Here is a 12,568-nt window from a genome sequence, read left to right on the forward strand (position 1 = left end):
ACAATATCAAAACCCGAAGTCGTAAAGATTTCGGGTTTTTTATTGCGCAATATCTCAAACTCACGTTTCCCCGAAATTTTTTAAGTGTTTTTAAGAGCAAAATAGGCTGAGGTTTACCCTCAAAACTATACTTGCTCATCATTATTAATTCAATCAACTAAAACATTAGTTGATCAAGCAAATAGATTAAGTGCAAATCCTATATTTTGGATTTTGTATCCTGATATCTTGTGTCTTACATGGAAAATGATAACCTTCTGTCTTGTCGGCTGAGAAGTCTGAGAAGCAGAAAAAGAACAATAAAAAAAGATGTAGAAAAACAGATTAGAAAAAAGTATAAACGTAGTAAGGAAGTCTGGCATATAAGAAAAAACATTCCATTGATTCCGCTGGAAACTCCCTATCAATTAGGATTTGTAAGATTCTTTGTTGTAAGGGATGATGTTATGCGGAGTAATGATGGAGAGTTCTTTGAAGGCCTTTTGAAGAAAATCAATACTTATATGTATTCTGAAAGTCGTCAGTTTTTAAAAAAGAAAAGAAAATTTGGACGAAGGCTATATGTAGAAAGAGAGCAAAAACTCAGTCGTGTTTCTTTATGCTCCTGGATCAGCCCAAAATTTGGGCTTACTCCAAGAGAAAGACAATATTTCCTGAAAAAGGAAGAATATTGTCCCTTCCGGAAATACAATGAAACTTACTACGAATTTACTGAGCCGTGGAGGTTTACTCTGAGGACGAGACCACATATGATCACACACCAAAAGCCTATAGATGTAGAACTGGAAAAAGAACAGGCAGAACTGGATGCATATTTGGAACAGCATAAAGTGGCGGGAATTATCCATAAAACAATTTATGGTAAATCGTACTCATGGGATACCAGAACAGAAGCTGCTGATCTTATCAAAAGCAGGAAATACATTACCTGCACAATGTCTGCAACAGAGATTGCAGAAAGTTTTTTGGACGACGTGTCCTTTATTTAAAAACAAAAACAATGGGAAATTTAAAACTAAAAGGAAAAGATATATTAAAACTGGGCTATCCAAACAATCAAAGCGTTAATGTAGCCTTGGAAGTGATGAAGAGAAATTTTGCAACTAAAAATATCCATTATGTAAAATCTCTTTTAAAGGAAATTCTAATTCATCCGGAACAATTCGAAAAAGATTTAACCTTCGGACAGATTGCAGAAGCCTTGCTTTCATCTAAAAAAACAGAAAAAAGGATGCTGAATTCACAGCGTGCAGCTTTTGAAATCTTCGGAAATAATATTTCAGAAGAAGCGAAGAGCCAGTTGTACACTGCGCTGAAGCTTCCCATTTCTGTTCAGGGTGCATTAATGCCTGATGCTCACAGCGGTTACGGACTTCCGATTGGAGGCGTTTTAGCTGTAGAAAATGCGGTAATTCCTTACGGGGTAGGAATGGATATTGGCTGTAGAATGAGCCTTAGTATTTTGGATACACCCGTTTCATATCTGAACGGGGCAAGAGATAAGTATGAAAAAGCTCTTGCTGAATACACCAAATTTGGAATGTATGAGACTCATAAATCTCATATCGATCATGAAATCTTCGACAGAGATACGTTTGATTTGATTCCGATCCTTAGAAGATTAAAAGGAAAAGCTATCAAACAGATGGGGTCTTCTGGAGGCGGAAACCACTTTGTAGAATTTGGAGAAGTGGAAATCACTGAAGAAGATGAACAAATCGGGTTACCAAAAGGGAAATATTTGGGAATACTTTCACACAGTGGCTCAAGAGGATTAGGAGCAGAAATCGCTCAGTATTACTCAAGAGTGGCGGTAGAACAATGCCCACTTCCTAAAGAAGCTCAGCAATTCGCCTGGTTGGATTTATGTACACACTTAGGCTTGGAATATTGGACAGCAATGAATCTGGCAGGGGATTATGCTTCAGCTTGCCATGATGATATTCACAGAAGACTGGTAAAAGCGGTAGGCGGAAGAGTAAAAGCCAGAATCGAAAACCATCACAACTTCGCGTGGAAAGAAATTCATAATGGGAAAGAGGTGATTGTTCACAGAAAAGGAGCCACTCCAGCCAATGAAAATGAGTTGGGTATGATTCCCGGATCTATGACTGCTAAAGGGTTTATCGTCCGCGGAAAAGGGAATCCAGATTCCCTAAATTCAGCTTCACATGGAGCGGGTAGAGCCCATTCAAGAGGAGAATGCAGAAATCTGTTTACTCAGAATGACATCAAAAAAGAATTAAAGCTTAAAGATGTTACGCTGATGGGCGGAAATACAGAAGAAGCACCCATGGCTTATAAAGATATTCATGAAGTAATGAATGCGCAAAGTGAATTGGTAGATATTCTGGGAACATTCCAGCCAAGAATTGTGAGAATGGATAAATAACTAAAATGATGGACTGTGATCGTTACATTCTCTGTGAAAATGGATGATAACTCCACCAAACCTTATGGGTCTTTAAGGCCTATAAGGTTTAATAAAACAGAGGTAACAATAAGTCGTCAACAGGTAGTTAACTAAAAAACAAAAAAATGGGAGCACCTCATAATATAAAAAGATATGGAGAACTCTGGCCTGAATTCAGAATCAGGTTAGGGCTCGAAATTTTAGAAAAATTAAAGAATAAAATCATAATATCCGGTGGATGGGCATGGCATTTCATGTCAGAAGAAGGACATACAGAATACAAGCATGCTCATGATCACAAAGATATCGATGTGTTTGTAAAGAAAGAAAATGTAGCAGAAGTTGTGATGCTCCTGCAACAGGAAGATTTTCAAAAAGTCTGGACACGATATGATCATTTACCCAGCCAGGAAAACTTTAGACGATATGAAAAAATAGTAGAATTAGAAAACAAAAAGCCTCACAGAATTACTATTGATTTCTTTGAAAGAAATGATCTTGATACTGTAGACGTACATGGATTTACAGTAGTGAAGCCTGATGTTTTACTATCATTCTACAGAAATATTCATTCCAGCGATAAATGCTGGGCAGTAATGGCTGCAAAAGAATTATTACAAAAGGGAATAGATCCTGTCGGAAATCCCTTATTAAGCAAAATGCCAAAATAACAATGGAAAAATTAATACAAATCACTTCCGGAAGAGGGCCTTTAGAATGCCAGTGGGTAGTTGCCAAGGTATTGAAAATCCTTTTGGAAGAAGCAACACAAAATAAAATAGAATATGAGATCATCCACCGTGAAAATGGGGATGAAAATTTGACCTTAAAATCCATTACCCTTCTTTTAAAAGGAAAAGAAATAGCAGAATTTTTGAAAAGCTGGGTGGGAAGTATTTGCTGGACAGGAAAGAGTGCGTTCAGAAAACTGCATAAAAGGAGCAATTGGTTTATCGGTGTTTTTGAATTGGAAAATCTGGAAAAGGCTGGCTTCAATGAAAAAGATATCAGATTTCAGACAACCAGAAGCCAGGGAAGCGGTGGGCAAAATGTGAATAAGGTTAATACTGCAGTTCGTGCTACCCATATTCCTAGTGGAGAGTCCGTATTTGTCCAGGACTCACGATCCCAGCTGGAGAATAAAAAGCTGTCTATTGTCAGACTAAAAGAGAAAGTATTGTCAGTATATCTCCAGCAGCTTGAAAAGAAAATGAAAGAAACCTGGAATACTCATCTTCAGGTGCAGCGGGGAAACCCGGTTCGTTCATTTTCCGGTACCGATTTTAAAAAGAATTATGAAAACAAGTCATTCAAAAAACAACGGAATGCCTTGAAAAATGAATTAAAAAACTACAGAAATGACCTTAACTAAAAGTAAATATTATTTTGAAGCTCTGGACAATTATCCATATAGCCTTCCTAATTGCCTGGAGGCATTGAATTATGCCTTGTCTTATGATCCAGAAGATGCAGACAGCCTTTGCCTGATGGGAAGAATTTATAGTGAGATCCTTACAGATTATGAACAGGCCAAACTCTATTTTGAAGAAGCAATGCAATATAATATGGGTAACCTGAATGTTCCACAGTATTATATTAAATGTCTTCTGGATAATGAGGACTTGGATGAAGCGAAAAAGCTGATTGAATACGCAATGAAGGTAAAAGGAATTGATAAATGCAGGATTCTTATTCAGCAGTCGTTGCTTTTTGAAATCAGGCTAGAGTATAAAAAGGCATTAAAACCTTTAAAAAAAGCCAAAGTTTTTGCTTACGACCAATGTATGATTGATTTTTTGAAAGACAGAGAAAAATTTGTCAAAGCAAAAATGGCCAAAAAGCCAAAGAAAAAAGTAATTAAAAAGAAGAAGGAGGCTCAATAAGTCTCCTTTTTATTAGGAATGTTGATGCAATAAATGTGAAATATAGAGCTTTTGAGAGAATAGGACTAGGGGAACAGTGATTCATATTGCCAACAAAAATTTATCATATGAAGCAGCCTTTTTTGTCAAATTCTATTTTGAGAAGTTTTTTTAACTTAAATAAATTTTAATTTCTATTGTCTGGATGGGATATATTAAAGGTTATTGAATTTATAAAGTGAAATTAATAAATCAAAACAATTAAAATATAGAATAAAATTAATTTAAAATAAATAAATTTAATCAAATTGATGTATTTGCTTTTATTTAATAATTAAAGTAATGATTTTTTGTTAATAATGTATAAATTGCATAGCTTAAATGTAAAATATGAATAGAAAATTACTTTTAGTACCGATTTCGGTAGCGGTTTTTTTTGCCTTTGGTAAAATCAATGCTCAAAATTCTACAAAACTTATTCAAGAGTATTATCAGAAAAGTGGAAAGCTGGGACAGAAGAATAATGCAGGTGATAAGGTTGGAATAATGATTCTGAACGAAGACTCCTCGAAAAGTTTAGGAGCTAATATTGTTAACGTACAGCAAACCTATAATGGCCTTAGAGTATACAATGCATTAGGGAAAGTAGTGATTAAAGAAAATCAGATCATTTCTGAAAAGAATGATTTCAGTAGAAATGTTGTGGTTGCCAATCAGAAAAAAATACAGGAAAGATTTTCTGAGGATTTACTGAAACAAAAATTAGGATTTACTAAAATTTCTGAAGTGAGCTACCTTCCGGATGTTTACTTTGATAAAAATGGAGTTTATGTTCTTTCAAAAGAATTATTTGTTACTGATAAAAGCTCTTCAGAGGTATGGCATGTCATTGCAGATGCCAGTACCGGAGATATTCTAAGTAAGGATAGCACTACATTAAGCTGTAATTTTGAAAGCAATGGACATTCACATGCTTCAGATACTGAACAATCTGGAAACAACAATAAACAGTCCCAGACTGTAAATTTACTGCCTCCAACCAATGCTTCCTACAATATTTTTCCACTTCCGGTAGAAGCCCCTACTTTTGGCGGGCGTACCATTGTTAATAATCCATGGGACTTAACAGTATCACCTGAAGGTTGGCATTCAGACGGAACGAATAGCTACACCATTACAAGAGGAAATAACGTACATGCTTATTCAGACCAGGATAATGCCAATATTCCGGGATATTCTCCTGACGGTGGAAGTACATTGAATTTTAATTTCCCTTTCGCAGATGGGAGATATGATGATCCTTTTACTTATAGAGATGCAGCCGTTACCAATCTGTTTTACCTGAATAATAAGATGCATGATATATTCTATAAATTTGGATTTACAGAGTCTGCAAGAAATTTTCAAACTAACAATTTTGGCCTTGGAGGCCTTGGAGGTGATGCAGTAAGAGCTGAGGCTTTTGATGGAAGCGGTTTAAACAATGCCAATTTCAGTTCAGGATATGAAACAGTGATCAATGATACGGTTTATCTTGCGGCACCAAGAATGCAGATGTACCTTTATGACAGAGCACAAACAAGTGCAGATCCTATTGTAAGATATCAATATAATGCTCCTGCGGCATTGGTTAACAGGCCTAAAGTATTGACTGGAGGAGCTTCATTTGGGCCTATTTTTGGAGGGCCGGTAACAGGAGAGCTTGCTATTTCTGTACCAGCAGATGCTTGTACTGCACCTGCAGCAGGAAGTCTTACGAATAAAATCGCCATTATGACCAGTACCGGTTGTGAATATGGGCTTAAAGTTTTAAATGCCCAAAATGCCGGAGCTATAGGAGTTATTGTTTACAGACCATCTTCTGATACTCCCGTAAGTATGGGAGCAGGAGCTGTTGGAACTCAGGTAACGATTCCTTCTATCAATATTGGAAAAACAGAAGGAATGTTTATGGTAGATCAGATCAATGCAGGAACTACAGTAAATGCAACATTAAATTTCGATTATAGTGGATTCAAACACTCTAGTTTTGATAACGGAATTATTGCCCACGAGTATGGACATGGTATTTCAAATCGATTGACAGGGCAAGGATACAGCTGTCTTTCCGTAGCTAACACAGCAGAGCAGATGGGTGAAGGCTGGTCTGATTATTTTGCATTAATGCTGACTACAAACCCTGGAGATACTTCTGCACTGGCAAGAGGAATGGGAACCTATACAAAAGGAGAGCCTATCACAGGGGTAGGAATCAGACCTGCTAAATATTCTCCTGATTTTGGAGTAAATAGCTATACCTATGGAAAAACAAATGCGGTTACTGGTTCGCACTCCATAGGCTTTATTTGGGCTACGATGTTATGGGATCTTACCTGGAAGTATATTGAAAAATATGGATATAATAGCGATGTATTGGCAAGTACAACCTCAGGAAATGCAAAAGCCTTACAAATTGTAGTTGATGGATTAAAACTCCAACCTTGTAGTCCTACATTTATAGATGGAAGAAATGCCATTCTTCAGGCAGATCTTTTAGGAAATGGAGGAGCTGACAAATGCATGATTTGGAAAGCTTTTGCCAAAAGAGGTCTGGGGGTGAATGCTTCTGCCGGAAATAAAGTATTAGCAAATGATCAGGTAGAAGACTTTACAATACCTCAGGAATGTAATGCTTCACTAGCCACTCAGGATGTAAAAGCAGAAAATACTAAATTTATTGTATTCCCTAATCCTACGTATGATGAATTCTTTGTCGGAAATATAGACAAATCTTCAAAAGAAGTACGCATCAAGATGTTTGATATGTCTGGTAAACTAATATTCTCCGACTCTAGAGAAGCAGCTTCCAGAAAAGCGGTTTCTACAAAAGGATTTACCAAAGGAGTGTATATGGTTCACATTCAGCAGGGAGAAAAATCCCAAGTTGAAAAACTGATTGTAAGATAATTACTTGCTTACTCAATATAAAAAAGACTGTTTCATAACTTATGAAGCAGTCTTTTTTATGAAATTCTATACAAATGAAGACTTTTGATTTAAATAATTTTCAAATTCTATTGTCAGGATACGATATATTAAAGGATGGTGAATTGATGGAGTGAAATTAATAAAGCAAAATATTTGAAATGTAGAATAAAATTAATTTAAAAAAAATAAATCCAATCAAATTGGTGTATTTATCTTGATTTCGTAATTAAAACAATGATTTTATGTTGATAATATATAAATTGCATAGCTTAAATGTAAAATATGAATAGAAAATTATTTTTATTGCCAATATCTGTGGCTGTATTTTTTTGCTTTGGCAAAATGAATGGGCAAAGTTCTGCTAGACTTATTCAGGACTATTATCAGAAAAGTGGAAAATTAACTCAGAAGAATAATGTCGGTGATAAGGTTGGGGTAATTATCCTGAACGAAGATTCTTCAAAAAGCTTAGGAGCCAATATTGTGAATGTACAACAGACTTATGATGGTCTTAGAGTGTACAATGCATTGGGAAAAGTCATTATTAAAGGAGATCAGATAGTCTCTGAGAAAAATGATTTCAGTAGAAATGTGGTGGTTGCTAATCAAAAAAAAATACAGGAGAAATTCTCTGAAGACTTGCTAAAGCAAAAGCTTGGATTTGGTGAAATTTCTGAAGTTAATTATTTACCGAATGTTTACTTCCAGAAAAATGGAATTTACGTTCTTTCAAAAGAATTATTTGTTACAGATAAAAACTCTTCTGAAGTATGGCATGTTGTTGCAGATGCTAGTAATGGGGAAATTCTCAGTAAAAATAATACAACATTGAGTTGTAGTTTTGAAAACAATACACATTCCCACACTGGAAATTCTGAGCAAGCCGGAAACGAAGGATTAGAGCCTCAGTCTGCAAATTTACTAGCTCCAACCAATGCTTCTTACAATGTTTTTCCTCTTCCTGTGGAAGCTCCTACATTTGGTTCCCGTTCCATCGTTAGTAATCCATGGGATTTGGTAGCTTCTCCTGAAGGATGGCATTCAGATGGGACAAACAATTATACCAATACACGCGGAAATAATGTATATGCATATTCCGATCAGGACAATACCAACACTCCGGGATATTCTCCGGATGGAGGGAGTACGCTTTCGTTCAATTTTCCTTTTGCAGATGGGAGATATGATAATCCTTTGACATATAGAGACGCAGCAATTACCAATCTGTTCTATATGAATAATAAGATGCATGATATATTTTATAAATTCGGATTTACAGAAACTGCCAGAAACTATCAGACGAATAATTTTGGACGCGGTGGTATGCAAGGAGATGCAGTAAGAGCAGAGGCTTTTGACGGAAGCGGATTAAACAATGCAAACTTTAGCGCTGGATATGAAACGGTGATCAATGATACGGCTTATCTTGCGGCACCGAGAATGCAGATGTACCTTTGGGATAGAATACAGGCCGCAGATGATCTTGTGATGAGGTATCAATATAATGCACCCGCTTCGATTGTAAGCCGTCCTAAAGTAATGACAGGTGGAGCAGGTTTTGGTGCTTTATTGTTAGGTGGGCAGGCTGTGACAGCTGATCTGGCCATTGCTAATCCTATTGCAGCATGTTCTACACTTACTCCGGGAAGTCTTACTGGAAAGATAGGTGTGGCACAAAGAGGAACTTGCAGCTTTGCAACTAAAGTTAAAAATATGCAGGTAGCCGGAGCGATAGGAGCTATTATCTATGATCCGGTGAATGCCAATCCTATTACAATGGGGAAAGATGATAACGTATCAGGAATTACGATTCCTTCTATCATGATGGGGAAAGCCGAAGGAGAATATCTGGTGAATGAAGTGAATGGAGGTACAACTGTAAATGTTTCTCTGCAATTTGATTATAATGGTTTTAAACACTCAAGTTTGGATAATGGTATTGTGGCTCACGAATATGGACATGGTATTTCAAACAGACTGACAGGGCAGGGATATAACTGTCTTCAAAATGCTGAGCAAATGGGGGAAGGCTGGTCTGATTTTTTTGCATTAATGCTGACCACAAAACCTGGTGATACTTCAGCATTGGCAAGAGGAATGGCTACTTACACTAATAATGAACCTACTACTGGTACTGGAATCAGACCTGCAAAATATTCTCCTGATTTTCAAGTAAATAATTATACATATGGTAAAACTAATACCGTTTCAGGTGCTCACCCTATAGGCTTTATCTGGGCGACGATGTTATGGGATCTTACCTGGAAATATATCGAAAAATATGGTTATAACAGTGATGTGATGGCAAGTGCAACCTCTGGAAATGCAAAAGTACTGCAAATTGTAATGGATGGACTGAAATTACAATCCTGTAACCCTTCCTTTATAGACGGAAGAAATGCCATTCTTCAGGCAGATGCTGTCGGAAATGCCGCAGCAGATAAATGTATGATCTGGAATACTTTCGCTAAAAGAGGTCTGGGGGTAAATGCTTTAGCAGGAGCAAGTAATGTCGCTACTGATCAGGTGGAAGATTTTACTGTACCAGAAGAATGTAAGACTTCATTGGCCACTCAGGAAGTGAAAACAGAAAATACTAAATTTATTGTATTCCCTAACCCGACGTATGACGAATTCTTTGTTGGAAATATAGATAAATCTTCAAAAGAAGTACGCATTAAGATGTTTGATATGTCCGGTAAACTGATATTCTCTGATTCAAGAGAAGCTACTTCCAAAAAGGCTATTTCCACTAAAGGATTTACTAAAGGAGTGTATATGGTTCATATTCAACAAGGAGAAAAATCCCAAGTTGAAAAATTGATCGTAAAATAATTTATACTCTGCATTCAATAAAAAAATAAGCTTTCCTTGGAAAGCTTATTTTTTATTTACAGAAATCAGATAGTCATAGACCATTTGATGTTGATCATCATTAAGTTTGGCTTTAGGAGCCATTCTGCTTAATGTATTGATCCAGCCTTGATTATCATGCTTGGTTGGTTCCGGAAGTTTATGGCATTTTGCACAGGAATTTTCAAATATGGTTTTTCCTTGTGCCAATTGTTCCGATGAGGTATATTTAGGGCCTGTTACGGCCGTACTTTTAGGCCCGCAGGATACCAGGAATGCTGATGCTGTGATGCCGGTTAAGATTAACTTTTTCATACCTTTATTATTTTGTTTGATGAATTACTTTTTCACAGAAACAATATAATCATAAACCCATTTGTGCTGGTCATCCGTTAGTTTTGCCTTTGGAGCCATTGCGTTCATAATCCCTACCCATTGTACAGAATTGTGTGATGTAGGATCAGGGAGTTTATGACATTTTCCACAAGAGTTTTCAAATATTGTTTTTCCCTGAGCAATCTCTTCAGCAGTAGACGTTGAAGTTCCGGCTGTAGCAGCAGATGTTGATGCTTTAGGAGTACAGGAAACTAAAAGGATCGCAGTGAATGATGCCGCAGCAATGAGTTTTTTCATGTTTCTTATTTTGATATATAACAAATGTAATAATTTATGTAACCCCCTGATATAGGGTCTTGTAGTTTTAATTTAGAAGAAATAAAAAATGAAACATTGAGAATAATGCAATCTCAAATTCATTGTGATCTATCTTTTATGTTGCCTTTGCCAAGGAACTCTTGACCATTCACTTTTTAATTGTTAATTTTGAATCAATGAAATTTTCTACAGAAGAACTTATTGAGGGAATACAGTCAGGAAACAAACGCCTGATTGCAAAAGCTATTACTTTAGTTGAAAGTAAAAAAGCTGAGCATAGAATACAGGCAGAAGACCTTCTGAAAAGAATTATGCCCTTTACCGGAAACTCAATAAGAGTAGGGGTTACCGGAGTCCCTGGTGCCGGAAAATCCACATTCATTGAAAGTTTCGGAAGGCTGGCCATTGCCCAAGGAAAGAAAGTGGCTGTCCTTGCCATTGATCCAAGTTCTTCCATTAATAAAGGCAGTATTTTAGGCGATAAAACCCGTATGGAAGAGCTTGCCAAAGAAGAAAATGCATTTATACGCCCTTCTCCAAGTTCTGGGTTCTTAGGTGGGGTTGCCAATACCACCTTTGAGACCATGATGATCTGTGAGGCTGCAGGTTATGATTATATTTTAATTGAAACCGTTGGTGTAGGACAATCAGAAGTCCTTGTAGCAGATATTACTGATGTTTTCTTATTCCTTAAAATTATTGGTGGTGGAGATGAATTGCAGGGAATAAAACGTGGTATCATGGAAATGGTAGATGTTATCTTCATCAATAAAGTAGATCAGGATAATCTTCAAAAAGCAAAGAACACCAGACTTGAATTAAAAAGAGCCCTGGATTTTATTCCCCCCAAAGAAAAAGACTGGAAAATTCCGGTATTACTAGGTTCTGCCTTACATAATGAAGGATTGCAGGAAATTTATGATAGGATTTCGGAATTTATAGACTTGAAAACGAAATCCGGACGTTTTGAGGAAGTTCGTACCCAACAAGCAGAAAAACGATTCGAATATTGGGTTCAGGAGTATATTTTATCCCTAATGAAAAAGAGTAATGAGGTAGAAGAAGCCTATCAAATGCATAAAAAAAATGCTTCAGAAATGGTTTCAAATCCAAGTACTGAAGCAAAATTATTTGTTGAAAGATTTTTATCGGGTGACAACAGAAATTAAAGTTTTTCTTTTTCCTGTTTTACTTTACTTTTAGAAATATAGCCATCATAAGTGATAGGCTGTCGGTCATTGCTCTTCATTGAAACAAATGTCTTACCGTTTTTAAAAATTTCAAAATAGATCGCATCAACAGTACTTACATCCTTAGGTTTGATCTGTACAGTCCAGGTTCCTTTTTTATTTTGAGATTTATTGATCACAAAATCCTTTGATGTAAATCTATATCCGTTCTTATCAGAATTTCCATAGCTTGGATTGAATACTCTTCCAAAATAAGGTAAATAAACATCCACCATATTTTTGCTTACATCAATACTATAATCCCCATTTAGGGTTAATATTCTCGAAGAGGTTGTATTCGGAAGTGAATTCATGACATTGATAACATCATAATTCGTTGGATTAGCTCTTTCTGCGGTGAAAGTAAATTCCTGAGAATCCACTAATGTGTTCACTATTGTTGGATCTGATGAACCCTGAGAAGCACAGCTTTGAAAACTGAGCATAAACCCTAAGATCATCAGAATAGAAATATACTTTTTCATAATGGATATAATTATTACATTTAAACAGCAAAATGTATGCAAATATATTGCTTCTATAATATTTTGGAATAAAAATTGTTAAGGTTGAATTATTAACACTCAAAC

General features: G+C 36.2%; 11 protein-coding genes. 8 read left to right on the plus strand and 3 right to left on the minus strand.

Annotated features, from left to right (window positions below; translation table 11 throughout):
- The first annotated feature begins 239 nt into the window (after nucleotides 1–239).
- The 7 genes from GTR01_RS11260 to GTR01_RS11290 all read left to right on the plus strand — a co-directional run bounded on the left by GTR01_RS11260 (nucleotide 240) and on the right by GTR01_RS11290 (nucleotide 10,077).
- Nucleotides 240–989: a hypothetical protein gene (locus GTR01_RS11260; RefSeq protein WP_160137943.1), complete on the plus strand. Its 750-nt coding sequence runs from the start codon at nucleotides 240–242 to the stop codon at nucleotides 987–989.
- 11 nt (nucleotides 990–1,000) lie between these two features.
- Nucleotides 1,001–2,392, plus strand: a complete 1,392-nt coding sequence (locus GTR01_RS11265) for an RtcB family protein (RefSeq protein WP_160137944.1) — start codon at nucleotides 1,001–1,003, stop codon at nucleotides 2,390–2,392.
- A gap of 146 nt (nucleotides 2,393–2,538) precedes the next feature.
- Complete coding sequence (locus GTR01_RS11270) at nucleotides 2,539–3,084, plus strand: hypothetical protein (protein ID WP_160137945.1); 546 nt, start codon at nucleotides 2,539–2,541, stop codon at nucleotides 3,082–3,084.
- 2 nt (nucleotides 3,085–3,086) lie between these two features.
- Complete coding sequence (prfH, locus tag GTR01_RS11275) at nucleotides 3,087–3,785, plus strand: peptide chain release factor H (RefSeq protein WP_160137946.1); 699 nt, start codon at nucleotides 3,087–3,089, stop codon at nucleotides 3,783–3,785.
- A complete protein-coding gene (locus GTR01_RS11280) occupies nucleotides 3,772–4,296 on the plus strand; it encodes a tetratricopeptide repeat protein (RefSeq protein WP_160137947.1) in 525 nt (174 codons plus the stop codon). Before prfH ends, GTR01_RS11280 begins: the two co-directional genes overlap by 14 nt.
- Nucleotides 4,297–4,665: 369 nt before the next feature.
- Complete coding sequence (locus tag GTR01_RS11285; RefSeq protein ID WP_160137948.1) at nucleotides 4,666–7,221, plus strand: T9SS-dependent M36 family metallopeptidase; 2,556 nt, start codon at nucleotides 4,666–4,668, stop codon at nucleotides 7,219–7,221.
- Nucleotides 7,222–7,524: 303 nt separating this feature from the next.
- On the plus strand, nucleotides 7,525–10,077 hold the full coding sequence (locus GTR01_RS11290; RefSeq protein ID WP_160137949.1) for a T9SS-dependent M36 family metallopeptidase: 2,553 nt from the start codon (nucleotides 7,525–7,527) through the stop codon (nucleotides 10,075–10,077).
- 45 nt (nucleotides 10,078–10,122) lie between these two features.
- Here the strand turns inward: GTR01_RS11290 and GTR01_RS11295 are convergent, their stop codons facing one another.
- Together GTR01_RS11295 and GTR01_RS11300 are read right to left on the minus strand one after the other, a co-directional pair.
- Nucleotides 10,123–10,410: a c-type cytochrome gene (locus GTR01_RS11295; protein ID WP_160137950.1), complete on the minus strand. Its 288-nt coding sequence runs from the start codon at nucleotides 10,408–10,410 to the stop codon at nucleotides 10,123–10,125.
- A gap of 24 nt (nucleotides 10,411–10,434) precedes the next feature.
- Nucleotides 10,435–10,728, minus strand: a complete 294-nt coding sequence (locus tag GTR01_RS11300) for a c-type cytochrome (protein WP_115969761.1) — start codon at nucleotides 10,726–10,728, stop codon at nucleotides 10,435–10,437.
- A gap of 197 nt (nucleotides 10,729–10,925) precedes the next feature.
- On the opposite strand from GTR01_RS11300, the gene meaB reads away from it, so the two are divergent.
- Complete coding sequence (meaB, locus tag GTR01_RS11305) at nucleotides 10,926–11,918, plus strand: methylmalonyl Co-A mutase-associated GTPase MeaB (RefSeq protein WP_160137951.1); 993 nt, start codon at nucleotides 10,926–10,928, stop codon at nucleotides 11,916–11,918.
- Here the strand turns inward: meaB and GTR01_RS11310 are convergent.
- Nucleotides 11,915–12,463 carry a DUF4251 domain-containing protein gene (locus tag GTR01_RS11310; protein WP_160137952.1) on the minus strand — a complete coding sequence of 183 codons (549 nt, stop codon included), beginning with the start codon at nucleotides 12,461–12,463 and terminating at the stop codon, nucleotides 11,915–11,917. The two genes, meaB and GTR01_RS11310, sit on opposite strands and share 4 nt — an antisense overlap.
- Between the last annotated feature and the right edge of the window lie 105 nt (nucleotides 12,464–12,568).

It is taken from the genome of Chryseobacterium sp. c4a (assembly GCF_009900745.1).
Classification (GTDB): domain Bacteria; phylum Bacteroidota; class Bacteroidia; order Flavobacteriales; family Weeksellaceae; genus Chryseobacterium.